The sequence below is a fragment of the Angustibacter peucedani genome, assembly GCF_054779595.1.
This window is the reverse complement of the sequence record NZ_BAAGXY010000039.1, coordinates 69115-93614: the sequence shown is the minus strand read 5'-3', so window position 1 is coordinate 93614 and position 24500 is coordinate 69115. Positions and strand designations below refer to the sequence as shown.

The 24500-nt window shown below is 73.0% G+C and carries 25 protein-coding genes; 10 read left to right on the top strand and 15 right to left on the bottom strand.

The window, feature by feature from the left end:
- From ACYVJ4_RS09040 to ACYVJ4_RS09030, 3 genes are all read right to left on the bottom strand, one after another.
- Nucleotides 1-738, bottom strand: a 738-nt coding sequence (locus ACYVJ4_RS09040; protein ID WP_460459793.1) for a DUF222 domain-containing protein, incomplete at its 3' end; no start/stop codon positions are given.
- Nucleotides 739-836: 98 nt separating this feature from the next.
- Nucleotides 837-2015 carry an ABC transporter substrate-binding protein gene (locus ACYVJ4_RS09035; protein ID WP_460459792.1) on the bottom strand — a complete coding sequence of 393 codons (1179 nt, stop codon included), beginning with the start codon at nucleotides 2013-2015 and terminating at the stop codon, nucleotides 837-839.
- Nucleotide 2016: 1 nt separating this feature from the next.
- Entirely contained in the window at nucleotides 2017-3474 is a 1458-nt protein-coding gene (locus tag ACYVJ4_RS09030; protein WP_460459791.1) for a gamma-aminobutyraldehyde dehydrogenase, read from the bottom strand.
- A 194-nt stretch (nucleotides 3475-3668) separates the two neighbouring features.
- Between ACYVJ4_RS09030 and ACYVJ4_RS09025 the strand changes: the two genes are divergently transcribed.
- From ACYVJ4_RS09025 to ACYVJ4_RS09005, 5 genes are read left to right on the top strand one after another with little or no spacing between them, the layout of a single operon-like run.
- Complete coding sequence (locus tag ACYVJ4_RS09025; RefSeq protein WP_460459790.1) at nucleotides 3669-4139, top strand: Lrp/AsnC family transcriptional regulator; 471 nt, start codon at nucleotides 3669-3671, stop codon at nucleotides 4137-4139.
- The gene (locus ACYVJ4_RS09020; RefSeq protein ID WP_460459789.1) at nucleotides 4136-5554 is read left to right on the top strand and encodes an aspartate aminotransferase family protein; all 1419 of its coding nucleotides are present in this window, start codon (nucleotides 4136-4138) and stop codon (nucleotides 5552-5554) included. Before ACYVJ4_RS09025 ends, ACYVJ4_RS09020 begins: the two co-directional genes overlap by 4 nt.
- Nucleotides 5555-5583: 29 nt before the next feature.
- Nucleotides 5584-6210: a pyridoxamine 5'-phosphate oxidase family protein gene (locus tag ACYVJ4_RS09015; protein ID WP_460459796.1), complete on the top strand. Its 627-nt coding sequence runs from the start codon at nucleotides 5584-5586 to the stop codon at nucleotides 6208-6210.
- Complete coding sequence (locus ACYVJ4_RS09010; protein WP_460459788.1) at nucleotides 6189-7589, top strand: NAD(P)/FAD-dependent oxidoreductase; 1401 nt, start codon at nucleotides 6189-6191, stop codon at nucleotides 7587-7589. Before ACYVJ4_RS09015 ends, ACYVJ4_RS09010 begins: the two co-directional genes overlap by 22 nt.
- Before the next feature lie 9 nt (nucleotides 7590-7598).
- Complete coding sequence (locus ACYVJ4_RS09005) at nucleotides 7599-7820, top strand: DUF6191 domain-containing protein (protein ID WP_460459787.1); 222 nt, start codon at nucleotides 7599-7601, stop codon at nucleotides 7818-7820.
- On the opposite strand, the gene ACYVJ4_RS09000 is transcribed toward ACYVJ4_RS09005, so the two are convergent.
- Genes ACYVJ4_RS09000 through ACYVJ4_RS08990 form a run of 3 tightly spaced genes read right to left on the bottom strand, consistent with a single transcriptional unit; the run spans nucleotide 7817 to nucleotide 11344 of the window.
- Nucleotides 7817-8644, bottom strand: coding sequence for a sterol desaturase family protein (locus ACYVJ4_RS09000; protein ID WP_460459786.1), 828 nt, complete (start codon nucleotides 8642-8644; stop codon nucleotides 7817-7819). The genes ACYVJ4_RS09005 and ACYVJ4_RS09000 overlap by 4 nt on opposite strands.
- Nucleotides 8644-9375, bottom strand: coding sequence for a FadR/GntR family transcriptional regulator (locus tag ACYVJ4_RS08995; protein WP_460459785.1), 732 nt, complete (start codon nucleotides 9373-9375; stop codon nucleotides 8644-8646). Before ACYVJ4_RS08995 ends, ACYVJ4_RS09000 begins: the two co-directional genes overlap by 1 nt.
- Nucleotides 9376-9430: 55 nt before the next feature.
- A complete protein-coding gene (locus ACYVJ4_RS08990) occupies nucleotides 9431-11344 on the bottom strand; it encodes a propionyl-CoA synthetase (RefSeq protein WP_460459784.1) in 1914 nt (637 codons plus the stop codon).
- Nucleotides 11345-11422: 78 nt separating this feature from the next.
- Between ACYVJ4_RS08990 and ACYVJ4_RS08985 the strand changes: the two genes are divergently transcribed.
- Genes ACYVJ4_RS08985 through ACYVJ4_RS08975 form a run of 3 tightly spaced genes read left to right on the top strand, consistent with a single transcriptional unit; the run spans nucleotide 11423 to nucleotide 14133 of the window.
- The gene (locus tag ACYVJ4_RS08985; RefSeq protein ID WP_460459783.1) at nucleotides 11423-12619 is read left to right on the top strand and encodes a cysteine desulfurase-like protein; all 1197 of its coding nucleotides are present in this window, start codon (nucleotides 11423-11425) and stop codon (nucleotides 12617-12619) included.
- 12 nt (nucleotides 12620-12631) lie between these two features.
- A complete protein-coding gene (locus ACYVJ4_RS08980; protein WP_460459782.1) occupies nucleotides 12632-13021 on the top strand; it encodes a pyridoxamine 5'-phosphate oxidase family protein in 390 nt (129 codons plus the stop codon).
- A complete protein-coding gene (locus tag ACYVJ4_RS08975; RefSeq protein ID WP_460459781.1) occupies nucleotides 13021-14133 on the top strand; it encodes an LOG family protein in 1113 nt (370 codons plus the stop codon). The genes ACYVJ4_RS08980 and ACYVJ4_RS08975 overlap by 1 nt, the downstream gene beginning before the upstream one ends.
- Here ACYVJ4_RS08975 and ACYVJ4_RS08970 read toward each other — a convergent pair.
- The 8 genes from ACYVJ4_RS08970 to ACYVJ4_RS08935 all read right to left on the bottom strand — a co-directional run bounded on the left by ACYVJ4_RS08970 (nucleotide 14126) and on the right by ACYVJ4_RS08935 (nucleotide 21685).
- The gene (locus ACYVJ4_RS08970) at nucleotides 14126-14662 is read right to left on the bottom strand and encodes a DivIVA domain-containing protein (protein WP_460459780.1); all 537 of its coding nucleotides are present in this window, start codon (nucleotides 14660-14662) and stop codon (nucleotides 14126-14128) included. The two genes, ACYVJ4_RS08975 and ACYVJ4_RS08970, sit on opposite strands and share 8 nt — an antisense overlap.
- A complete protein-coding gene (gene rlmN, locus ACYVJ4_RS08965; protein WP_460459779.1) occupies nucleotides 14659-15795 on the bottom strand; it encodes a dual-specificity RNA methyltransferase RlmN in 1137 nt (378 codons plus the stop codon). The genes ACYVJ4_RS08970 and rlmN overlap by 4 nt, the downstream gene beginning before the upstream one ends.
- A gap of 21 nt (nucleotides 15796-15816) precedes the next feature.
- Nucleotides 15817-16713: a phosphatidate cytidylyltransferase gene (locus ACYVJ4_RS08960; protein WP_460459778.1), complete on the bottom strand. Its 897-nt coding sequence runs from the start codon at nucleotides 16711-16713 to the stop codon at nucleotides 15817-15819.
- 34 nt (nucleotides 16714-16747) lie between these two features.
- Entirely contained in the window at nucleotides 16748-17305 is a 558-nt protein-coding gene (gene frr, locus ACYVJ4_RS08955; RefSeq protein WP_460459777.1) for a ribosome recycling factor, read from the bottom strand.
- Nucleotides 17306-17366: 61 nt separating this feature from the next.
- Entirely contained in the window at nucleotides 17367-18125 is a 759-nt protein-coding gene (gene pyrH / locus ACYVJ4_RS08950; RefSeq protein WP_460459776.1) for a UMP kinase, read from the bottom strand.
- 160 nt (nucleotides 18126-18285) lie between these two features.
- Nucleotides 18286-19119, bottom strand: coding sequence for a translation elongation factor Ts (gene tsf, locus ACYVJ4_RS08945; RefSeq protein ID WP_460459775.1), 834 nt, complete (start codon nucleotides 19117-19119; stop codon nucleotides 18286-18288).
- 50 nt (nucleotides 19120-19169) lie between these two features.
- Nucleotides 19170-20168, bottom strand: coding sequence for a 30S ribosomal protein S2 (rpsB, locus tag ACYVJ4_RS08940; protein ID WP_460459774.1), 999 nt, complete (start codon nucleotides 20166-20168; stop codon nucleotides 19170-19172).
- Between the two features lie 182 nt (nucleotides 20169-20350).
- Nucleotides 20351-21685: an MFS transporter gene (locus ACYVJ4_RS08935; RefSeq protein ID WP_460459773.1), complete on the bottom strand. Its 1335-nt coding sequence runs from the start codon at nucleotides 21683-21685 to the stop codon at nucleotides 20351-20353.
- A 17-nt stretch (nucleotides 21686-21702) separates the two neighbouring features.
- Here ACYVJ4_RS08935 and ACYVJ4_RS08930 point away from each other — a divergent pair, with 17 nt between their 5' ends.
- Both ACYVJ4_RS08930 and ACYVJ4_RS08925 read left to right on the top strand, forming a co-directional pair.
- Complete coding sequence (locus ACYVJ4_RS08930; protein WP_460459772.1) at nucleotides 21703-22893, top strand: pyridoxal phosphate-dependent aminotransferase; 1191 nt, start codon at nucleotides 21703-21705, stop codon at nucleotides 22891-22893.
- 97 nt (nucleotides 22894-22990) lie between these two features.
- The gene (locus tag ACYVJ4_RS08925; protein ID WP_460459771.1) at nucleotides 22991-23509 is read left to right on the top strand and encodes a M23 family metallopeptidase; all 519 of its coding nucleotides are present in this window, start codon (nucleotides 22991-22993) and stop codon (nucleotides 23507-23509) included.
- Between the two features lie 38 nt (nucleotides 23510-23547).
- Here the strand turns inward: ACYVJ4_RS08925 and whiG are convergent, their stop codons facing one another.
- Nucleotides 23548-24426 (bottom strand): RNA polymerase sigma factor WhiG, encoded by an 879-nt coding sequence (gene whiG / locus ACYVJ4_RS08920; protein ID WP_460459770.1) that lies wholly within the window; start codon nucleotides 24424-24426, stop codon nucleotides 23548-23550.
- Nucleotides 24427-24500 lie beyond the last annotated feature (74 nt).

Genomic DNA, 24500 nt, shown 5'->3' with positions numbered 1-24500 from the left:
AGGTCGGGCGACGGCTTCTTCGGCCAGGCGCTGCAGGCCGTCGTGGCGACGCTGCGCACCGGTGCGGGGGTCCGCGGCGCCGTCGGCCGCGGGCTGGGGTGCGGACCAGGCGTCGACCGCGGCCTTGAGCGCGGCGCCGGCCCGCTTGGTCAGCAGTCCCTCCAGGTGCCACATCCCCGAGCTCAGCGGAGCCATCGTCACGCCGCGGACGGCGTCCTGGCGCGTCTCGTCCCGCGCGAGCCGGTCGTCGGCGTCCGGGTCGAGCGTGGCCTTCAGCTTCGCGGCCAGCTTCGCCAAGGCTTTCGGATCGAGCCGGTCGACCTCGCCCAGCAGCACTGCCTGGGTGGCCGCGACCGCCTCAACCGGGATCACGCCAGCCGGCACGTGCGGTGGCAGGAGCGAGGTCACGGTGGTGGCGACGACGTCGGCCTGCTCCCCGCTGATCACCCCCGCCAGCAACGCGTCGCGGGTCGGCTCCAGCTCGGGTGCGGCGGGCGATCGGTAGAACGCCTCTGCCCGTGCGGCGATCCGCGCCGCCTCGCCCGGACTCACCGTGGGCAGCTCGCGGCGCAGCCACGCCGCCAGGTCGCGACACCCGGTCTGCCGCGGCAGGCCACGCTGCATGGCTTCTGCCGCGAGCTGGATCTTGGCGACGTGCGCCAGCCGCTCGGCGTGGTCGTGACGGCGCAGCTCAGCACCCAGGGCATCGCCCGCGAGCTGCCACGTCGCCGTCGTCATACATCACAACCTATCGACGACCACCGACAGAACCGTTGCCCCGCAACGGATCTGTGGACGACGCGCCATACGAACCCGTGATGCCCCCGACCACGAGGTCAGGTCTCCACGACCGCCGTGAACTCGCTCGTGAACCGCGTGTCCTCGGCGTCGGTGAGGTCGCGCTGCACCTTCAGCCGCTGCTTCGTCGCGTCGTCCGGGAACATCAGCGGGTTGTCGGCGAGCTCGGGGTCGAGCTCCCGCATCGCCTCCTGGGCGCCCTTCACCGGCGGCACGTACTGGACCCAGGCGGCCAGCGCCGCCGCGACCTCGGGGCGGTAGTACCAGTCGACCAGCTGCTGCGCGTTGGCGCGGTGCGGCACGGGCGCCGGCATCATGCAGTTGTCGGACCACAGCTCGGCGCCGCTCTCGGGGATGACGAACTCGAGGTCCGGGTCGTCGAGCGCGAGCTGCAGCACGTCGCCGCTCCAGGCGAAGCACGCGGCGAGCTGCCCCTTGGCCAGCGCGGCCGTGTACTCGTTGCCGGTGAACGAGCGCACCTGGCCCTTGGACACCAGGTCTCGCAACGTGTCCAGCGCGCGGCCGAAGTCGGCCTCGGTGAAGGTCGCGATGTCGATGCCCAGCCCCATCATCAGCAGCGGCATGGTCTCCTTCATGCCGCTGAACATCGAGATCTTGCCGTGCAGGTCGTCGGCGAACAGGTCCTTCACGTCGCGCAGCTCGCGGCCGACGAGCTTGCGGTTGTAGGCGATCCCCGTCATGCCCGACGCCCACGGGATGCTGAACCGACGTCCGGGGTCGAACGCGACGTCACGCAGCTCGGGCAGCAGGTTGGCGCTCACGTTGGGCATCGCCGCGTGGTCGAACTCGGTGACCCAGTGCTGACGCATCATCCGCGCCGACATCCAGTCGCTGACGACGAACAGGTCGCGCCCGATCGGCTGGCCGTCGACCGCGGCCGGCCGGATCTTGGCGAAGAACTCCTCGTTGTCGTTGACGTCCTCGGTGTAGCGCACCTCGATCCCGGTGGCCTTCGTGAAGGCGTCGATCGTCGGGCGCTGCGACTCGTCGTCCTCGCCGGTGTCGACGTACTGCGGCCAGTTCGAGAAGTCGACGACCTTCTCGGACGTCGACCGGTCGGCCACGGACGCCGGTCCCGACGACCGGGCGGTGCCCTTGGTGCCGCAGGCCGACAGCAGCGCCGTCAGGCCTGCGGCACCCAGGACGGTGCGCCGCGAGAGCGGTAGTCGCGAGAGCGGGCTCGTGGCAGGCGGCACCTCAGGAGTCCAGGTTGGCCATCACGTGCTTGACCCGCGTGTAGTCCTCGAACCCGTACATGGACAGGTCCTTGCCGTAGCCGCTGTGCTTGAAGCCGCCGTGCGGCATCTCGGCCACCAGCGGGATGTGGGTGTTGATCCAGACGCAGCCGAAGTCGAGGGCCTTGCTCATGCGCATGGCCTTGCCGAAGTCCTTGGTCCACACGGACGACGCGAGCCCGTACTCGACGCCGTTGGCCCACGCGATCGCCTGGGCCTCGTCGCTGAAGCGCTGGACCGTGATGACCGGCCCGAAGATCTCGTTCTGGATCGCCTCGTCGTCCTGCTGCAGCCCCGACACCACGGTGGGCTGCCAGAAGTAGCCGTCGCCGAGGCCCTCGACCCGCGCGCCGCCCGCACCGACCGTCGCGTGGTCGGGCAGGCGGTCGATGAACCCGCCGACGTGCTGCAGCTGGTGGGCGTTGTTGACCGGGCCGAGCAGCGCGTCCTCGTCGTCCGGCAGACCGACCTTGGCCGAGCGCGCCTGCTCCGACAGCGCCGCGACGAAGTCGTCGTGGATGCCGGGTGCGGCCAGCACGCGCGTCGCGGCCGTGCAGTCCTGGCCGGCGTTGAAGTAGCCGGCGATCGCGATCGCCTCGGCCGCGGCCTCGAGGTCGGCGTCGTCGAAGACCACGACGGGCGCCTTGCCACCCAGCTCGAGGTGCACGCGCTTGACGTCGCGCGAGGCCGCCTCGGCGACCTGCATGCCGGCGCGCACCGAGCCGGTGATCGACACCATGGCCGGCGTCTTGTGCTCGACCAGCGCGCGGCCGGTGTCGCGGTCTCCCGTCACGACGTTCAGCACGCCCGGCGGGAGGAACTCGGCCGCGATCTCGGCCATCAGCAGCGTGGTCTCGGGCGTGGTGTCGCTGGGCTTGAGCACCACCGTGTTGCCGGCGGCCAGGGCCGGCGCGAACTTCCAGACCGCCATCATCATCGGGTAGTTCCAGGGCGTGACCTGGCCGATGACGCCGATGGGCTCGCGGCGGATCCACGAGGTGTGGCCGGCCATGTACTCAGCGCTCGCGCGGCCCTCGAGGACGCGCGCCGCGCCGGCGAAGAACCGGATCTGGTCGACCATCGGCGGGATCTCCTCGCTCGTCGTGAGCGCGAAGGGCTTGCCGGTGTTCTCGGCCTCCAGGTGCACCAGCTCGTCGGCGCGGGCCTCGATCGCGTCGGCGATCTTCAGCAGCGCCTGCTGCCGCTCGCTCGGCGTGGTCTGGCCCCACGTCTCGAACGCCTTCGCGGCGGCCGAGTAGGCCCGGTCGACGTCCTGCGCGCTCGAGACGGGCGCCTGCGCGACGACCTGCCCGGTGGAGGGGTTGACCAGGTCGGTGGTGGCGCCGGTGTCGGCGTCGACGTGCTCGCCGCCCACGAAGTTGCGCAGTCGGCGGGGGGCGGAGGTGCTGGGGTCGCTCACGGCTGCTCCTGGTTCGAGGCACGACGGACACGGCGGTCACGACCGACCAGGGTCAGGCCGGACAGCCCGACCCTAGCGGGCCAACGCCGGTATCGACAGTCCAGGCGGCTTCGACAGGGGGAATCAGTGGCGCAAGGCGTGCTCAGCGACGGAATCACTTGCTTTAGCCCTCGACCGTGCGGGAGGATCGCCCGGTGACCTCCCGCAGCGGCAACGGCTACGTCCTGGACGACGTGTCCAAGCGCATCATCGAGCAGCTGCAGGAGGACGGTCGCCGTCCCTACGCCGCGATCGGCAAGGCCGTGGGCCTGTCGGAGGCGGCGGTGCGCCAGCGGGTCCAGCGCCTGCTGGACGCCGGGGTCATGCAGATCGTCGCCGTCACCGACCCGCTCCAGGTGGGCTTCAGCCGCCAGGCCATGATCGGCGTCCGCGCCGAGGGCGACCTCGGGGCCGTCGCCGACCGGCTGGCCGAGATGCCCGAGGTCGACTACGTCGTCGTCACCGCCGGCAGCTTCGACCTGCTGGTCGAGGCGGTCTGCGAGGACGACGACGCGCTCCTCGAGCTGATCAGCACCAGGATCCGCACCATCACGGGCGTCCGCAGCACCGAGACGTTCGTCTACCTGAAGCTGCGCAAGCAGCTCTACAACTGGGGAACTCGATGACCAGCACGCCGCAGGACGTCTCGACGCCTGCCACCACGACCACCCCGCGCGGCACCGCCCGCGCCGACGCCGCGCGCGACCACCTGTGGATGCACTTCACGCGGCACTCGACGTACGAGAACGGCGGGCAGGTCCCCGTCATCGTCCGTGGCGAGGGCGCGCGCATCTGGGACGACGCCGGGCGCGAGTACATCGACGGCCTGGCCGGGCTCTTCACCGTGCAGGCCGGGCACGGCCGCACCGAGCTGGCCGAGGCCGCCCGCAAGCAGGCCGAGCAGCTGGCGTTCTTCCCGCTGTGGTCGTACGCGCACCCCGCGGCCATCGACCTCGCCGAGCGGCTCGCGCACGAGGCGCCTGGCGACCTGAACCGCGTCTTCTTCACCACCGGTGGCGGCGAGGCCGTCGAGACCGCGTGGAAGCTGGCGAAGCAGTACTTCAAGCTCGTCGGCAAGCCCACCAAGCACAAGGTGATCAGCCGCAACGTGGCGTACCACGGCACGCCGCAGGGCGCGCTGTCGATCACCGGCATCCCGGACGCCAAGGTGCCCTTCGAGCCGCTGGTGCCCGGCGCGCACAAGGTGCCGAACACCAACCTCTACCGCGCCCCCGAGCACCTGCGCGACGACACCAAGGCGTTCGGCCGCTGGGCCGCCGACCGCATCGCGGAGGCCATCGAGTTCGAGGGTCCCGACTCGGTCGCGGCGGTCTTCCTCGAGCCGGTGCAGAACTCCGGCGGTTGCTTCCCGCCGCCGCCCGGGTACTTCGAGCGCGTGCGCGAGATCTGCGACGAGTACGACGTCCTGCTGGTCAGCGACGAGACGATCTGCGCGTTCGGCCGGATCGGCGAGATCTTCGCCTGCAACGACTTCGGCTACACGCCCGACATCATCACGTGCGCCAAGGGCATGACCTCGGGCTACTCCCCCATCGGCGCGATGATCGCCAGCGAGCGGCTGTTCGAGCCGTTCAAGAAGGGCACGACGTCGTTCCTGCACGGCTACACGTTCGGCGGGCACCCGGTGTCGGCCGCGGTCGCCATGGCCAACCTCGACATCTTCGAGCGCGAGGGCCTGGTGCAGCACGTGCACGACAACGCCCCGGCGTTCCGCTCGACGCTCGAGAAGCTCAACGACCTGCCGATCGTCGGCGACGTCCGCGGCGAGGGCTTCTTCTACGGGATCGAGCTGGTCAAGGACAAGCAGACCCGCGAGACCTTCGACGACGACGAGGCCGAGCGCCTTCTGCGCGGCTTCCTGTCCAAGGCCCTGTTCGACGCCGGCCTCTACTGCCGCGCGGACGACCGAGGCGACCCGGTCATCCAGCTCGCGCCGCCGATCATCATCGGCCAGACCGAGTTCGACGACATCGAGCAGCGGCTGCGCGGCGTGCTGACGGAGGCGTGGTCGCGGTTGTGACGGCCCGGCGGCCGGCGCCCCGCACGCAGGTGCGCCGGTTGCCGGAGAAGCAGCGGGGCGACGTCGAGCAGCTGCACCAGCTGCTCGACGTCGCGCTCGTCGCGCACGTCGCGGTGGTGGACGACGCCGGGCAGCCGTACGTTCTCCCCGTGGGCTTCGCACGCGACGGCGACCGGCTGATCATCCACGGCAGCAACGCCTCCCGGCTGTTCCGGTCGCTCTCGGCCGGGGCCCCGACGTGCTTGACCGTGACCCTCGTCGACGGGCTCGTGCTGGCGCGCAGCCAGTTCGAGTCGTCGATGCACTACCGCAGCGCCATGGTGCTCGGCACCTGCACGCCGTTGCAGGGCGAGGCCAAGGCGCAGGCCCTGGCGACGCTGACCGAGCGTCTGATGCCCGGTCGCGGGGCCGACGCACGCCCCGCGTCGGCCAAGGAGCTCGCGGCCACCACGGTCCTCGAGCTGCCGCTCACCGAGTGGTCGTTGAAGGTGTCGGACAGCCCGCCGGACGACGCCGACGACGACCTCGACCGCCCGGTGTGGGCCGGCGTCGTGCCGGTCGAGCACCGGTTCGGAGAGCCGGTCCCCGCACCGGACCTGCGCGGCGAGCACGCCGTGCCGGAGTACGTGGCCACGTGGCCGCAGGGGCGGGCCTGACCGTGGGCGCACCGCTGGACACGTTGTGGCAGTGGCAGGTCGAGCAGTCGAGTCCGCGTCCGCCGCGCCCGCCGCTGGACGGCGACGCCACCGCTGACGTGTGCATCATCGGCGCCGGCTACACCGGGCTCTGGACCGCGTACTACCTCAGCAAGCGCAACCCCTGGCTCGACGTCCTGGTGGTCGAGGCGGAGTCGGTCGGCTTCGGCGCGAGCGGGCGCAACGGCGGCTGGTGCTCGGCCCTGCTGCCCCAAGGGGTCTCGGCGATGGCACGGCGTCACGGCCGCGACGCCGCGCTCGACATGCGCCGCGCCATGACGGCGACGGTCGGCGAGGTCGCGGACGTCGTCGCGTCCGAGGGCATCGACTGCGACCTCGCCCGTGGGGGCACCGTCGTGGTCGCGCGCAACGAGGCCCAGCTGGCTCGCGCCCGCGCGGAGGTGGCGCACGACCAGGAGTGGGACGGCGTCGACGGCCTCGAGCTGCTCGACGCCGGGGCCACACGCGAGCGGGTCGGGGTGCACGACGCGCTCGGCGCGACGTACACGCCGCACTGCGCGCGGGTGCACCCCGCCCGGCTGGTGCAGGGACTCGCGGACGTCGTCGAGCGCCGCGGCGTGCGCATCGCCGAGGGAACCCGCGTGCTGCGGTACGGCAAGGGCGAGGTCGTCACCGACCGCGGGGTGGTGCACGCCAAGCAGGTCGTGCGCGCGACCGAGGCCTGGACCCCGACGCTGCCCGGGCACGCCCGCGACGTCGTCCCGGTGTACTCGCTGATGATCGCCACCGAGCCTCTGCCGCAGTCGTTCTGGGACACCGCCGGTCTGGCGCAGGGCGAGACGTTCAGCGAGCACCGGCACGTCATCGTCTACGGCCAGCGCACCGCCGACGACCGGCTGGTGTTCGGCGGCCGGGGCGCGCCGTACCACTACGGCTCGACGATCCAGCCCGAGCACGACCTCGAGCCGCGGGTGTTCGAGGTGCTCCAGCACGCGCTGGTGGACTTGTTCCCGGCCGCTCGGGACGCCGCGATCACCCACCGCTGGGGCGGGCCCCTGGGGATCGCGCGCGACTGGCACGCGAGCGTGCGGTACGACCCGACGTCCGGGCTGGCCTCGGCCGGCGGCTACGTCGGCGACGGCGTGGCCACGACCAACCTGGCCGGGCGGACGCTCGCCGACCTGCTCACCGGCTCGCGCAGCCCCCTGACCCGCCTGCCGTGGGTGGGTCATCGGTCGCGCCGCTGGGAGCCAGAACCGTTGCGGTGGCTGGGGGTCAACGCCGGGCTGCGCGTCGCCGAGCTGGCCGACGCGCAGGAGGCGCGCAGCGGGCGCCCGTCGCCGCTGGGCGGCGTGCTGAGAGCGTTGACCGGGCACTGAGGGGTACCCGTGTCGTTCGACGACTTCATCGAGATCTTCAACCCCGGCCACAAGCACCTGCGCGAGGAGCGCGACCGCAAGCGGATCGAGGCGCAGATCCCCGAGAGCGCCGGACCGCCCTTCGGGATCGACCTGGACGCCGGCACCGCGCGCATCGTGCGCCCGAAGGCAGGACCGGACGACGGGTCGACGGACGACGAGCCCGCGGCTGACCAACCCGCGGAGGACTAGCTCGCGGGCGTCCAGCCCGGCCCGCGCAGGACGTGCCCGAGCCGGTCGCGCCAGCGTCGCGCACCCCTGACGTCCCGCCAGATCGACAGGTACTCGTGGGTCGCCACGACGAGCGGGTTGTGGGTGCGCAGCTGCGTCGTCAGGCCGTACACGACGCGCTCCCCCTCGGGCTCGAACGTGCGGAACAGACGGTCCCAGATCACCAGGATGCCGCCGTAGTTGCGGTCGATGTAGGCGCCGTTGTTGCCGTGGTGCACGCGGTGGTGCGACGGCGTGTTCATGACCCACTCGACCGGGCGCGGCAGCTTCTCGACGCGCTCGGTGTGCAGGAAGAACTGGTAGAGCAGGCTCACCGACTGCTGCAGGAAGATGGCCCACGGCGGCACGCCGACCAGCGCGAGCGGCGCCCAGAACGGCAGGCTGCCGAACGGCGTCCAGGTCTGGCGCAGCGCGGTCGAGAAGTTGAAGAACTGGCTCGAGTGGTGCACGACGTGGCTCGCCCACAGCAGCCGCACCTCGTGGTGGGCGCGGTGGAACCAGTAGTAGGCGAGGTCGTCGGCGAAGAACACGACGACCCAGACCCACCACAGCGAGGGGTCGAGCCGCAGCGGCGTCAGCTCGTAGAGCGCGGCGTACACCAGCAGTGCCACGGCCTTGTAGCCGATGCCGACCACGAGGTTGCCCAGCCCCATCGAGATGCTGGTGGCCGAGTCGCGCAGCTCGTAGCCGAGCTCGTCGTCGTCCGGCGCGAACCACAGCGAGGCGACCTCGACCGCGATGAAGAGCACGAAGAAGGGGATCGCGTAGACGATGATGTCGACCATCAGGCGCTCCGTCCCGGACGCCGGTCGCGGCGCCGCTGCTCGGTCGTGTGCCGCTGCAGGGCCTGGGCCAGCACCGCGTCGGCCACCTCGGCCGCACGGTGGGGATCGCCGTCCGCGATCGCCTGCGCGAGGTCGGCGTGCGGGACGTCGTCGCCCCGGTCGGCCGCCAGCAGGTGGTCCATCAGCTCGGGCTGGGCGTCGATCGACTCGACCAGGCTGTTGAGGGCGAGGCGGAAGGCGAGGTTGTCGCTCGCGTCGACGACCAGCGCCCAGAAGTCGCGGTCGGCGTGCTCGTCGTCGAGGTCGGCGTAGCGACCGGCGGCGGCGAGGATCGCGGCGCGCTGCCCGTCGTCGGCCCGCTCGGCCGCGCGGCGCGCGGCGTCGACCCCGAGGCAGCGCCGCATCTCGAGGCCGTCGCGCACGAGGCGGTCGACCGCGCCGTCCTGCGCCCGCGCCAGGTGGCCGAGCAGGTCGAGCCCGGCCGTGCGGCGGACGTCGAGCACCCGGGTGCCGCCGCCGTGCACGACCTGCACGAAACCGGCCTCCTGCAGCCGCTTCACGGCCTCGCGGACGGCGTGCCGGTTGACCGCGAAGGCCTGCGCGAGCTCGCGCTCGGGCGGCAGCTGGTCGCCCGCGGCGTAGCCGTCGCCGAGGATCGCGTCGCGCAGCTGCACGAAGACGGTGTCGCTCACCGACTGGCGCGCGACAGGCGTGAAGTCGACCGGAGGCATCTCCCGAGGATGCCAGAGCCGAGGTCAACTCCTCAAGAGGTTGGACCAATCTGGCTCAGGCATCACCACGAAGCACCGGGGTGAGGGTGTCGAGCACCGAGGCGTCCTCGATGGTCGAGGGCACTGGCGGCTGCTTGCCGTCGGCGATCTCGCGCATCGTCTTGCGCAGGATCTTGCCGCTGCGCGTCTTGGGCAGCGCCGCGACGACGTCCACCTGCCTCAGCGCGGCGACCGCCCCCACCTCGTCGCGCACCCGCTGGACGCACTCGGCGGCGACCGTCACCGGGTCGACGTCCGCGCCGCCCTTCAGCACCACCAGCCCGCGGGGCACCTGGCCCTTCAGCGCGTCGGCCACCCCGATCACCGCGCACTCCGCCACCGCCGGGTGACCGGCGAGCGCCGCCTCGAGCGCCCCGGTCGAGAGCCGGTGCCCCGCGACGTTCAGGACGTCGTCGGTGCGCCCCATCACGAACACGTACCCGTCCTCGTCGACGTACCCGCCGTCGCCGGTGAGGTAGTAGCCGGGGAACGCCGACAGGTACGACTGCACGTACCGGTCGTCGTCGCCCCACAGCGTCGGCAGCGTGCCCGGCGGCATCGGCAGCTTCAGGCAGATCGCGCCCTCCGCCCCCGCCGGCACCGGGTGGCCGCCCGGGTCGAGCACCTGGACGTCGTAGCCCGGCATCGGCACGGACGGCGACCCCGCCTTGAGCGGCAACGGGTCCAGCCCCACCGGGTTGGCGCAGATCGGCCAGCCGGTCTCCGTCTGCCACCAGTTGTCGACGACCGGGACGCCGAGCCGGTCGCTCGCCCACTGCCAGGTGTCGGGGTCGAGCCGCTCCCCGGCCAGGAAGAGCGTGCGCAGCGACGACACGTCCAGGTCGCGGAGCAGCTCGCCGTCCGGGTCCTCCTTCTTGATGGCGCGGATCGCCGTGGGGGCGGTGAACATCGCGCTCACCCGGTGATCGGCGACGACCCTCCAGAACGCCGAGGCGTCAGGCGTACCCACGGGTTTGCCCTCGTACAGCACCGTCGTGCAGCCGGCGAGCAGCGGCGCGTACACGATGTACGAGTGGCCGACGACCCAGCCCACGTCGCTGGCCGTGAACCACGTCTCGCCGGGCCTGACGCCGAACACGTTCTCGAGCGACCAGCGCAGCGCGACGGCATGGCCGCCGTTGTCGCGCACGATGCCCTTGGGCTTGCCGGTGGTGCCGCTGGTGTAGAGCACGTAGAGGGGGTCGGTGGCAGCCACCGGCAGGCACTCGGACGGCGGCACCGCACCGGGGCGCATCGCGGTCGCCCAATCGACGTCCCGCTCCCCCAGCTCGGCGACGGCCTGCGGGCGCTGCAGCACCACCACCGCGGACGGCGTGTGCTGCGCGCGCTCGATCGCGGCGTCCAGCATCGGTTTGTACTCGACGACGCGCGAGGGCTCGATGCCGCAGGACGCCGAGACGACCACGGTCGGCTGCGCGTCGTCGATGCGCGCGGCCAGCTCGGCGGGGGCGAAGCCGCCGAACACCACCGAGTGCACGGCACCGATGCGCGCGCACGCCAGCATCGCGATGACGGCCTCGGGCACCATCGGCATGTAGATGACGACGCGGTCGCCCGGGCCGACGCCCAGCGCTCGCAGCACCCCGCCGAACCGGGCGACGAGGTCCAGCAGCTGGGCGTAGGTGTAGCTGGTGGTCGTGCCGGTGACCGGCGAGACGTGCACCAGGGCCGCTTGGTCGGCGCGCCCGCCGATCACGTGGCGGTCGAGCGCGTTGTAGCAGGTGTTGAGGACACCGCCGGTGTACCAGCGGTAGAACGGCGGCCGGTCGTCGTCCAGCACCCGCGTCGGTGGGGTGATCCAGTCGACCAACCGGGCCGCCTCGCCCCAGAAGCCCTCGGGGTCGCTGGTGCTGCGCTCGTGCGCCGCCCGCCACGCGCCCGTGCCGGTGCCGGTCTCGTCGGGACTCATGCCCGCATCCTGCCCGCGCGACCAGCCCCCCGCCAGGGCGGCCGCGCCGAGCGGTCGGTCGTGGTCGAGGATCGGGCCATGAGCTTCGACGTCGACGCCTTCCGGGCGCTGTTCCCATCGCTGGCCTCCGGCACGGCGCACTTCGACGGACCGGGTGGCTCGCAGACGCCCGAGCCGGTCGCGCGGGCGGTGGCGACGACGCTGCTCGGCCCGATCTCCAACCGCGGCCGGGTCACAGCCGCCGAGCGCGCGGCGGACGACGTGGTGCTGGCGGCCCGGTCCGCCGTCGCCGACCTGGTGGCGGGCGACCCGGGCGGCGTCGTCTTCGGCCGCAGCGCCACCCAGCTCACCTACGACCTCGCCCGCACGCTCTCGGCCGGCTGGGGCCCGGACGACGAGGTCGTCGTCACGCGGCTCGACCACGACGCCAACGTCCGGCCGTGGGTGCAGGCCGCCGAGGCGGTCGGCGCGACCGTGCGGTGGGCCGCCTTCGACCCGCAGACCACCGAGCTCGCAGCGGTCGACGTCGCGGCCGTCGTCGGCCCGCGCACCCGCGTCGTCGCCGTCACCGGCGCCTCCAACCTGGTCGGCACCCGCCCGCCCGTGCGCGAGATCGCGGACGTCGCGCACGCCGTCGGCGCGCACGTCCACGTGGACGCGGTGCACCTGGCCGCGCACGCCGCGGTCGACCTGGACGCGCTCGGCGCCGACACCCTGGTCTGCTCGCCCTACAAGTTCCTGGGCCCGCACTGCGGCGCGCTCGCGGCCGATCCGTCGCTGCTGGAAGGCCTGCACCCCGCCAAGCTGCTGCCGTCGTCCGACGCGGTGCCCGAGCGGTTCGAGCTGGGGACGCTGCCGTACGAGCTGCTCGCCGGCACGACAGCAGCCGTCGACGTGCTGGCCGCGCTGGGCGACGGGCCTGACCGGCGGACCCGGTTGGTCACGGCCATGGCCGCCGTCGAGGCGCACGAGGACGCCTTGCGCGAGCGCCTCGAGGCCGGGCTGTCCGGTCTGGCCGGCGTGACGCAACGCTCGCGCGCGGCCCACCGGACGCCGACCCTGCTGCTCACGTTCGACGACCTCGCACCGGCCGACGTGTACCGGGCGCTGGCCGAGCGCGGCATCAACGCGCCGGCCGGCCACTTCTACGCCGTCGAGGCCGCGCGCTGGCTCGGGCTCGGCGACACCGGCGGCCTCCGGCTCGGGCTGGCGCCCTACTCCTGCACCGACGACGTCGACCGCGTGGTCGCGGCCCTCGGCGAGCTGCTGACCTGAGAGGCTGACCCCGTGAGGTTCGACCCCCAGCACCTGCCCGCCGACGTCCTCGCCTTCCTGCGCGAGCGACACCTGGCCACGCTGACCACGCTGCGCTCCGACGGCACGCCGCACGTCGTGCCCGTCGGCTTCACCTGGGACGACGACCAGCCGGTCGCGCGCGTCATCACCAGCGGCGACAGCCAGAAGGCCCGCAACGCGCTGCGCGGCGGGCGCGCCGCGCTGTGCCAGGTCGACGGCCGGCGCTGGCTGACCGTCGAGGGCGAGGCGTCGGTGCTCGTTCACCCGGCCGCGGTCCGCGACGCCGAGGAGCGCTACGCCCGTCGCTACCGGGTGCCTCGCGAGAACCCCGCCCGCGTCGTGCTCGAGGTCGCGGTCGACCGCGTCACCGGCCTGCTCTGATGGAGGTCGAGTCGCTCGCCGAGCTCGACGCGTGGCTCGACGCCGGCCACGGCCTGCACGGCCTGCGGCTGCAGGGACTCGACCTGGCCGAGCGCGAGCAGCGGCTGCTGGCCCTCGACCCGCGCGGTGCCGTGGTGCTCGGCGGCACGGTCACCGACCGGCTCGAGGCGCACCTGCGCGCCGGCGGGGCGATCGTGTTCCCGGCGGTCACGGACGTCCCGGTCGACCCCTACCGCTCGAGGCTGTACTCCCCCGACGAGCTGTACGCCGGCCTGGACGACGGCTACGCCGCGACGCCGGACGCCCGCGCCTACCGCTGGTGGCTCGACCCGCGCACGCGCGACGACGTCCTGGCCACGATGCTGCGCGCCGTGCACGACGACAGCATCGGCGACGCGCTGCACGAGGCGCTGCTCGGCCGGCACGTCGTCGGCGTGCTCGGCGGTCACGCGGTCGAGCGCGGCACCCCGACCTTCCTCGACACCGCGGTGCTCGGCCACCTGCTCGCGGCCGACGGCTCGCTGGTGCTCACCGGCGGCGGGCCCGGCGCCATGGAGGCGGCCAGCCTCGGGGCGGCGCTGCGCCAACGTCCGCTATCCGACGTCCGCACCGCGTGCGAGCGGCTGGCCGCCGTGCCGTCGTTCCGGCCGGACGTCGCCGCCTGGGCGCGCGCCGGTTTCGCCGTGCGCGACGACCTCGCCGACCCGCACGACGGCCCGGACGCCGAGCAGCCCAGCAGCATCGGCATCCCCACCTGGTTCTACGGCCACGAGCCCTCGAACGTCTTCGCCGGCGCCGTCGCGAAGTTCTTCTCCAACGCCCAGCGCGAGGACGTGCTGCTGGCCCGCTCGGGCGGCGGGCTCGTCGTCCTGCCGGGGGCCGCGGGCACCGTGCAGGAGGTGTTCCAGGCGGCGACGCCGGCGTTCTACGCCGCGGCCGGGGCGGACGTGCCGCCCGTCGTCCTCGTCGGCGTCGAGCACTGGACGACGACCCTGCCGGTCTGGCCGCTGCTCACGGCGCTGGCCGAGGGGCGCTCGATGGCGGGCTCGGTGCACCTGGTGGACGACGTCCACGCGGCGGCCGCGCTGCTGCGCGCGAAGCGTCTCAGCTGACGCGGCCGATGACCGCCACGACGCGGTCGAGGAACCGGTCGACGGCCCGCTCGCTGTAGCCCCGCGAGCCGCGACGGCTCGCGAACACCGCCGAGCGCAGGTCGTCGACCGACAGCGAGCTCGCGCCGTCGAAGTACTCGGCGACGTCGTCGCACAAGATGTCGACCTGCTCGACGTCGTACGAGCGCTCCCAGACCGAGCCGCGCGCGAAGCGGTCGCCGTGCGGGCGGGCCAGCCGCGCGCGCAGCACCTGGGCCTGCGAGGTGACCTCCTTGACGAAGGCGCGCTCGCCCAGACCGCGCCGCTCGGCGCCGCGCTCGGCACCGACGGCCTCGTCCTCGAGGTGGTCGAGCGCGGCGTCGACCGCGCCCACGTCGTAGCCGCCGAGCTTGAGGTCGAAGCCGATGCTGCGGATCTCGGCCGCCGGCACCGCCCCACCCATGGCCCGCGCCATGAAGGCGTCGACCTGCCCGGTGTCGTAGCCGCGCGCCAGGGCACCGACCCGGCGGAAGCGCATCGCGACCGTCATGCACCACTCCCTGGTGTCTCGCTGGCGGCCAGCTGGCCGCACGCTCCGTCGATCTCGCGGCCGCGGGTGTCGCGCACCGTCGTGGGGATGCCGCGCGCCTCGAGGGCCGCGACGAACGCCTTCTCGACCTTCGGGTCGCTCGCCGTCCACCTGCTGCCCGGCGTGGGGTTCAACGGGATGGGGTTGACGTGCACCCACCCGCGGCCGCGCGCGTTGAGCAGCTTGCCCAAGAGGTCGCCGCGCCAGGCCTGGTCGTTGACGTCGCGGATCAGCGCGTACTCGATGCTGACCCGGCGGCCGGTGGCGTCGAAGTAGCGGCGCGCGGAGTCCAGCGCCTCCCCGACCTTCCAGCGCGTGTTGATCGGCACCAGCTCGTCGCGCAGCTCGTCGTCGGGCGCGTGCAGGCTCAGCGCCAGCGTCACCGGGATGCCCTCGGCGGCCAGCTTGTCGACCGCGGGCACCAGCCCGACCGTCGACATCGTGATGCCGCGCGCGCTCATGCCGAGGCCGTCGGGCGCCGGGTCGGTGAGGCGGCGGATCGCGCCGATCGCGGCCTTGTAGTTGGCCAGCGCCTCGCCCATGCCCATGAACACGACGTTGCTGACGCGCAGCGGCGCGTCCTCGCGCCCGCCGGCGACGTCGCCGTGCGCGAGCGCGCGCGCCCCGGCCACGACCTGCTCGACGATCTCGGCGGTCGACATGTTGCGGGTCAGGCCGGCCTGGCCGGTGGCGCAGAACGGGCAGTTCATGCCGCACCCCGCCTGGCTCGACACGCACATCGTGACCCGCCCGGGGTAGCGCATCAGCACGCTCTCGACGAGCGCGCCGTCGAACAGCCGCCACAGCGTCTTGACCGTGGCGCCGTCGTCGGCGGTGCGCACGCTCACCGGCGTGAGCAACGAGGGCAGCATCGCGTCGACGAGCTCGGCCCGCTGGGCGGCCGGCAGGTCGGTCATCTGCTCGGGGTCGCTGACCAGCCGGTCGAAGTAGTGCGTCGAAAGCTGCTTGGCGCGGAACGCCGGGTGGCCCAGCTCGCGGACGGCGTCGGCGCGCTCGGCCGAGCTGAGGTCGGCGAGGTGGCGCGGCGGCTTGGCGCGGCGGGGTGCGGTGAAGGTCAGCTGGGCGGTGGGCATGGCGTGCTCATTCTCGCACCCTCACACGAGCAGACGCAGCAGCAACCACGCCACGGGAGCGGCGACGACCAGGGAGTCGAGCCGGTCCATGACGCCGCCGTGGCCGGGGAGCACCGAGCCCATGTCCTTGATGCCGAGGTCGCGCTTGATCATCGACTCGGCGAGGTCGCCGAGCGTGGCCACCAGGACGACGGCCAGGCCGACGAGCGGGCCGCCCCACCAGGGCCCGCCGAGCAGCAGCGGCACCAGCAGCAGGCCGGCCACCACGCAGCCGATCACCGAGCCCGCGAAGCCCTCCCACGACTTCTTCGGGCTCACCGACGGCGCCATCGGGTGCTTGCCCGCGACGACGCCGAGGGCGTACCCGCCGATGTCGCTCGCGATGGTGACGACGACGAACGTCAGCACGCGGCGGGCGCCGTCCGGCTCGGCGAGCATCAGCACGACGAAGCCGGCCAGCAGCGGCAGGTAGGCCGCGGCGAAGACGCCGCCGACGACGTCCCGCAGGGCGCCGTCCGGGCCCTCCGACGTCCGCCAGACGACGACCCCGATCGCGGTCAGGACGTAGCAGACCGCCAGCGCCTGGCCGCCCGCGGTGTAGGCGGCGACCGACATGGCGACGGCGCCGACGAGCACCGGCACGACGGGGACGGCGATGTGCCGCTCGGCCAGGGCCTGGGTGAGCTCCCACAGCGCGAGGCAGACGGCCACGGCGACGACGGCGACGAACGCCTCGCGCCGGATGAACAGGCCGGCGATGACCACCGCTCCCAGGCCCAGCCCGACCCCGACGGCGGCCGGCAGGTTGCGCCCGGCGCGGCCGTGCTGGCGCGCGGCACGGGCCGCCGCACGGGTCGCCGGAGGGACCGGCGTCGCGTCGGTGGCCGGCGGCTGGGTGGTGCCCGGGGTGTCGGTCATGGAGGTGGTGGTGGGCAGGTGCGGGGCGAGCGGCTCAGACCTCGAGCAGCTCGGCCTCCTTGTGCTTGAGCAGGTCGTCGACGGTGTCGACGTACTTCTTGGTCGTGCCCTCGAGCTCCTTCTCGGCGCGCGAGCCCTCGTCCTCGCCGACCTCGCCGTCCTTGACGAGCCGGTCGAGCTCCTCCTTGGCCTTGCGGCGGATGTTGCGGATCGAGACGCGGGCGTCTTCGGCCTTGCCGCGCGCGAGCTTGATGTAGTCGCGGCGGCGCTCCTCGGTGAGCTGGGGCAGCACGAGCCGGATGACGTTGCCGTCGTTGGCCGGGTTGGCACCCAGGTCGCTGTCGCGCAGCACCTTCTCGATCTCGCCCATCGCGCTCTTGTCGTAGGGCGTGATGAGGATGGTGCGGGCCTCGGGGGTCTGGAACGACGCCAGCTGCTGCAGCGGGGTCTGCGTGCCGTAGTAGTCCACCGTCAGCTTGGTGAACATCGCCGGGTTGGCGCGCCCCGTGCGGATCGCCGAGAAGTCCTCCTTGGCGACCTCGACCGCCTTGGTCATCTTCTCCTCGGCGTCGAAGAGGGTCTCGTCGATCACTGGTGCTCCTCGGTTGTGCTGGCATCGGTCGGTCGGGCTCGTGGCCCGGCGGCGGCTCAGCTCAGCCGACGTCGACCCGTGTGCCGATCCTCTCACCCTGGATGGCGGCGCTCACGTTGCCGGGGCCTTCCATGCCGAAGACCACCATGGGCATGCGGTTCTCCATGCACAGGGCGAAGGCGGTGGCGTCGGCGACGCGCAGGCCGCGCCGCAGGGCCTCGGAGTAGGTGATCGAGTCCAGCTTGGTGGCCTCGGGGTCCTTGCGCGGGTCGGCGGTGTAGACGCCGTCGACGCCGTTCTTGCCCATCAGGACGACGTCCGCCTTGGTCTCCAGCGCCCGCTGGGCCGCGACGGTGTCGGTGGAGAAGAACGGCAGCCCGGCGCCGGCGCCGAAGATCACGACGCGGCCCTTCTCCATGTGCCGGATCGCGCGCCGCGGGATGTACGGCTCGGCGACCTGGCCCATGGTGATGGCGGTCTGCACGCGCGTCTCGACGCCCTCCTTCTCCAGGAAGTCCTGCAGCGCCAGGCAGTTCATGACGATGCCGAGCATGCCCATGTAGTCGGCGCGGGCGCGGTCCATGCCGCGCTGCTGCAGCTCGGAGCCGCGGAAGAAGTTGCCGCCGCCGATGACCATGCCGACCTGGACGCCGGTGCTGACCGCCGCGGCGACCTCGCGCGCGACCTCGCGGACGACGTCAGGGTCGAGGCCGACCTTGCCGCCGCCGAACGCCTCGCCGCTGAGCTTGAGCAGGACCCGCTGGTACACGAGGTCCTCGGGGTCACGGCGCAGCTCGAGGTCGGGGGCGGTCTGGCTCACGGTGCTCTCCACGCGGGGGGTTCTCCCTGGCTCGGGGCGTGCTGGCAGTCCCCGGCAGTGTGCCCTACCGAGGGGTAGCGCGGCGAATGCCGTTCGGGTGACGGCGCAGCACGAGGCCCCGCCCACCGAGCGGTGGACGGGGCCTCGTGGACGGCTGCGCTCAGGCGCCGACGCGGAACCGGGCGAAGGAGAGCGCCTTGACGCCCGCCTCGTCCAGCACGGCGCCGACGGTCTTCTTGCTGTCCTTGGCGAAGGCCTGCTCGAGCAGCACCTTCTCCTTGAAGAAGCCGTTGACCCGACCCTCGACGATCTTGGGCAGGGCGCCCTCGGGCTTGCCCTCCTCGATCGCTGTCTCGCGGGCGACGCGCTGCTCGGTCTCGACCGTCTCGGCCGGGACGTCCTCGCGCGAGACGTACGTGGTCTCGGGGAACGCCGCGATGTGCATCGCGACGTCGCGGCCGACCGGGCTGTCGCCGTCGGTCGCGAAGACCACGCCGACCTGCGGCGGCAGGTCGGGGCTCGTCTTGTGCAGGTACGACGCCACCGACGCGCCCTCGACGCGCGCCACCCGGCGCACCTCGATCTTCTCGCCGATGGTGGCGTTGGCGTTGTCGAGCAGCTCGCGGACCGTCTCGGCCCGGTCGCCGATCAGCGAGTTCAGCAGGCTCTCGGCGTCGGCCGCACCCACCGCCACGGCCTGGTGCAGGACCTGCTGCGCGAGCGCCTGGAAGGTCTCGCCCTTGGCCACGAAGTCGGTCTCGCAGTTGATCTCGACCATGGTGCCGACGCCGTCGGCGACCTGCACGGCCACCAGGCCGTTGCTGGCGTCGCGGCTCTCGCGCTTGGCCACGCCCTTCTGGCCCTTGATGCGCAGGATCTCGACGGCCTTGGTGCGGTCGCCCTCGGCCTCCTCGAGCGCCTTCTTGACGTCCATCATCCCGGCACCGGTCTGCTCGCGCAGCGCCTTGATGTCGTCCAGCGTGTAGTTCGCCATGCTGGGTGGTACTCCTTCTCTGACGTCCTGCGACGTCGTCAGGTGGTGGCTCAGGCCTTCGGCGCGTCGTCCGCGGCGGCGTCGTCCGCAGCCGGGGCGTCGGTCGACTCGGTGGCCTCGGCCGCCGGGGCGTCGGCCTCGGCGGCGTCGCCGGCCGGGGCCTCGACGGCCTCGGCAGCGGCCTCGGCGTCCTGGCCCGCGGCCTGGGCGGCCTTCGTGGCCTCGGCGTCGCCGGCGGCGTGCGTGCCCTCGGACTCGCCCGACTGGCCCTGGCCCTCGAGCAGCTCGCGCTCCCACTCGGCGAGCGGCTCGTCGCCGGCCACCTGGCCGGAGTCGGCCGCGCCGGCCTCGGAGCCGCGCGAGCGCTGCATCAGGCCGTCGGCGACGGCGTCGGCCACCACGCGGGTCAGCAGGGTGACCGAGCGGATCGCGTCGTCGTTGCCGGGGATCTTGTAGTCGACCTCGTCGGGGTCGCAGTTGGTGTCGAGGATCGCGACGATCGGGATGCCCAGCTTCTTGGCCTCGTCGACCGCCAGGTGCTCCTTCTTGGTGTCGACGATCCACACCGCGCTCGGCACCTTGGCCATGTCGCGGATGCCGCCGAGGGTGCGCTCGAGCTTGTCCTTCTCGCGACGCAGGACGAGCAGCTCCTTCTTGGTCATGCCGCTGGCCGCGACGTCCTCGAAGTCGATGACCTCGAGCTCCTTGAGGCGCTGCAGGCGCTTGTGCACGGTCTGGAAGTTGGTGAGCATGCCGCCCAGCCAGCGCTGGTTGACGTAGGGCATCCCGACGCGCGTGGCCTGCTCGGCCACGGGCTCCTGGGCCTGCTTCTTGGTGCCGACGAACAGGATGCTGCCGCCGTGGGCGACGGTCTCCTTGACGAAGTCGTACGCGTTGTCGATGTACGTCAGCGACTGCTGCAGGTCGATGATGTAGATGCCGTTGCGCTCGGTGAAGATGAAGCGCTTCATCTTGGGGTTCCAGCGTCGGGTCTGGTGCCCGAAGTGGACGCCGCTCTCGAGGAGCTGGCGCATGGTGACGACGGCCATGCCGGTAGTCCTTGTCGCTCGGTTGTCCGTGGTCGGTCGGTCGACCGCCACGCCTGGCGACCGCGACGCACTGAACCGTGCTGACCCTGGTGGGCCGACCCGGACCGGGTGTGCGCCCCGGCACGAGGTGCCGGACTGCGGACGCGCGAATTCGACCAGTCGAGACCGGTCGTGGCTCCAGTCTACGCCAGGTCGACCGGTGCTGGTGACGGGTCGGTCGGCGGGTGGGGTGTGCGGTGCTCGGTCAGCGGCCCGCCGTCCGCCGAGGTGCGCCGGTCGGGGTCCTCGCGCAGGCGCCGGACGGACGGCAGCGCGGCGGTCACCAGCGCCCACGCCACGCCTACCGCGCTGGCCACGACCATCGTGGGCGTCAGCCCGACGGCGTCCGAGACCGGCCCGATCACCGCGAACCCGACCGGCATGCCGACCGTGGACCCGAAGAAGTCGAAGGAGCTGACCCGGCTCAGGGCGCTCGCGGGCACCTCGCGCGCCAGCGTGGTGTCCCAGACGACGAACAGCACGCTGATGCTGGCGCCCGAGATCGCGATGAGCACGGTCATGGCCCAGGTGGTCAGGCCGGTGCCGACCACCAGGGGCTGCACCGACCCGCCCACCAGCAGCACCGCGCACCAGACGATCGGACGACGGGGGTGGGCCCGCAGCGCGGCCGCCGCCCCGAGCACCGCGCCCACGCCGAAGCCGGCCGTGACCACCGCCCAGGTCGTGGCGCCGTCGTACCGGCGGTCGCTGACCACCGGTCCCAGCACGAGCAGGGCCGGCAGCACGACCGCGTGGTAGACGGTGAAGCCGACCACCATGGCCGCGAGCCACGGCCGCGACGTCACCTCGCGGAACCCGCCGGCCAGCTCGTGCACGAAGGAGGTGCGCTCGGCCGGCTCGAACGGCCGCGGTCGCAGGCGCAGCAGGAACGCCGCGCTCACCACGAACGTCGCGGCGTCGACCGCGATGGCCGCGCCCGGGCTCGCCGCCGCGACGAGCCCGCCGGCCAGCAGCGGGCCGACGATCATCGCGGCGTTGTGGCTCAGGGCGACCAGGGCGTTGGCCTGGCCGAGCCGGGCGTCGGAGACGACGTGCGGGAGCATCCCGGTCGCCGCGGGCTCGAAGAACGCCTGCGCCGCACCGGCCGCGGCAGCGAGCACCGCGAGGTGCCAGACCCGCGCCGTGCCGGTGAGCAGCAGCGTCGCCAGCAGCCCCTGGACGACGGCGCGGACGACGTCCGCGACGAGCATGACGACCCGGCGCTCCAGCCGGTCGGCCCACACGCCCCCGACCAGCAGCAGGACGCCGAGCGGCACCGTTCCTGCTGCCACGACGAGGCCGAGGTCGGTGGCCGAGCCGGTCAGCTGCAGCACCGCGAAGGCGAGCGCCACCGGCGTCATGCGGTCGCCGAGGTGGCTGACGGCCTGGCCGCACCAGTAGCGCCGGAAGACCGGCTCGGTGAAGGGCCCGAGCCGACCGCGCAGGCCTGCCGGGTCGGCGGTCGGGGTGGTGCTCACCGTCGTAGTGTCGCGGCATGGACCTCCCCGCGCGCACGCCTTTTCTCGTCGAGCGGATGCGGGGGTTCGGCACGACGATCTTCGCCGAGATGACGGCGCTGGCCCAGCAGACCGGCGCCATCAACCTCGGGCAGGGCTTCCCCGACACCGACGGGCCGTCGTCCGTGCTGGAGGCGGCGGTCGAGGCGGTGCGCTCGGGACGCAACCAGTACCCGCCCGGTCCCGGCGTGCCCGAGCTGCGCGAGGCCGTGGCCGAGCACCAGCAGCGGTTCTACGGGCTGGACGTCGACCCGGCCACGCAGGTGCTGGTGACGGCCGGAGCGACCGAGGCGATCGCGGCCAGCCTGCTGGCGTTGGTCGAGCCGGGCGACGAGGTCGTGATGTTCGAGCCCTACTACGACTCGTACGCGGCGTCGGTGGCCCTGGCCGGCGGGGTGCGGCGCACCGTGGTGCTGCGGGCGCCGGACTTCGCGGTCGACGAGGCCGCGCTGCGCGCGGCGTTCAGCGACCGCACGCGCGTGGTGCTGATGAACTCACCGCACAACCCGACCGGCAAGGTGTTCACGCCGGACGAGCTCTCGCTGGTCGCCTCGCTGGCGCGCGAGCACGGCGCGGTGGTCGTGAGCGACGAGGTCTACGAGCACCTGCTCTTCACCGACGGCCCGACCGACGGTCGGCACGTGCCGGTCGCGACGCTGCCCGGCATGGCCGAGCGCACGCTGACCATCTCGTCGGCCGGCAAGACGTTCTCGGTGACCGGGTGGAAGGTCGGCTGGGTGCACGGACCGGCCGAGCTGGTGGACGCCGTGCGCGCGGTGAAGCAGTTCGTGACCTTCGTGGCGTCCGGGCCGTTCCAGCCGGCGGTGGCGCACGGGCTGCGGCTGCCGGACGACGTCTTCACCGGGCTCGCCGCGACGTTGCAGCGCGGGCGGGACCTGCTGTGCGAGGGGTTGCGCTCGGCCGGGTTCACGCCGCTGGTGCCGGCGGGCACGTACTTCGTGGTCGTCGACGGTGCCGAGCTGGGCTACCCCGACGGGCTGGCCCTGTGCCGCGACCTGCCGCGCCTGGCCGGGGTCGTCGGCGTGCCGGTCGGGGTCTTCCACGACGACCCGGACGCCGGGCGCTCGCTCGTGCGGTTCGCGTTCTGCAAGCAGCCTGCGGTGCTGGAGGAGGCGGCCGAGCGGCTGAGCCGGCTGCGCGCCGGGTAGCGCGCGCCGTCCACCGGTGGACGGCCGTCGTCCCGCCGTCCACAGGCCGCGCGACGGCGCTCGGCCGGCACCGACGTCCGGTCGCAGGATCGTCGGCATGGTTCGAGCGATGCTCCTGGCCGCGCTGGCGGCGTTCACCCCCTCGGTGCCGAGCGCACCGCCGACCGTGGCCGGTCCCCTGCTGCGGCCGGCACCGGTGCGTTCCTGGGGCTGGCCGCTCGCACCACGTCCCGCGGTGGTCCGGCCGTTCCGCGCTCCCCCCACGCCGTGGGGCGCCGGCCACCGCGGGGTCGACCTGGCCGCCGCCATCGGGCAGCCGGTGCTGGCGGCCGGCGCCGGCCGCGTGACCTTCTCGGGCGTGGTGGCCGGGCGCGGCGTCGTCGTCGTGACGCACGCTGCCGGCCTGCGCACCAGCTACGAGCCGCTCGGACGACGGGTGCCCACCGGCCGGGCCGTGCACGCCGGCGACCCCCTCGGGGTGGTCGCGGACGCCGGGATGCTCGGCCACTGCGCCCCCGCGGCCTGCGTGCACTGGGGCCTGCGGGACGGCGCGCGCTACCTCGACCCGCTCACCCTCGTCGGGCGCGGACCGCCGGTGCTGCTGCCGCTCGGGTGAGCGGCCGCTGCGGGCGGCGCCTGCGAGCAGGCGGCCGCTCAGCCGGCGGTGACCTCGGCGATCTTGCCGCGCAGCTGCAGCACGGCCTTGGTGTGCATCTGGCAGATGCGCGACTCGGTGACGCCGAGCACCTGGCCGATCTCGGCCAGGGTCAGGCCCTCGTAGTAGTAGAGGGTGACGACGATCTTCTCGCGCTCGGGCAGCTGGTTGATGGCCCGCGCCAGCAGGTACTTCGTCTCCTCGCCCTCGAACGCGAGCACCGGGTCCTCGGCGCCCTTGTCCTCGAGGGTGTCGCCGAGGGTGAGCGAGTCGCCCTTCTCGCCGCCGACGCTGAGCAGCTCGTCGAGCGCCACGACGTTGACGTACGAGACCTGGCTGAAGATGTGGTGCAGGTCGCCGACCTTGATGCCCATCCGGTCGGCCACCTCGGCCTCGGTGGGGGTGCGGTGCAGCTGGCCCTCGAGCTCGGCGTAGGCGCGCTCGACCTCGCGGGCCTTGTGCCGCACCGAGCGCGGGATCCAGTCGATCGCGCGCAGCTCGTCGATGATGGCGCCGCGCACGCGCGAGATCGCGTAGGTCTCGAACTTGATCGCGCGCTCGATGTCGAACTTCTCGATCGCGTCGATCAGGCCGAAGATGCCGTAGCTGACGAGGTCGGCCTGCTCGATGTTCGGCGGCAGACCCACGCCGACGCGACCGGCCACGTACTTGACCAGGGGCGAGTAGTGCAGGATCAGCTTCTCGCGCACGGCCGGGTCGCCCTCGGACTTGTAGGTGTGCCACAGCTCGGCGATGGCCGCCGCGTTGGCCGCGACCGGGTCGTCCACCTCGTCGACCTCGACGTCGTCCGACTCCTCGAGCTCCACGTCGTCGTCCGTCTCCGGAGTCGTCGTGGCGTCGGTCTCTGAGGCCGACATGTCATCCCCCTGGTTGCTCGGCGAGGACGCCTCCGGATCTGCCGAGGCGCGCCGCGGGTCCACCGCGACCTCTG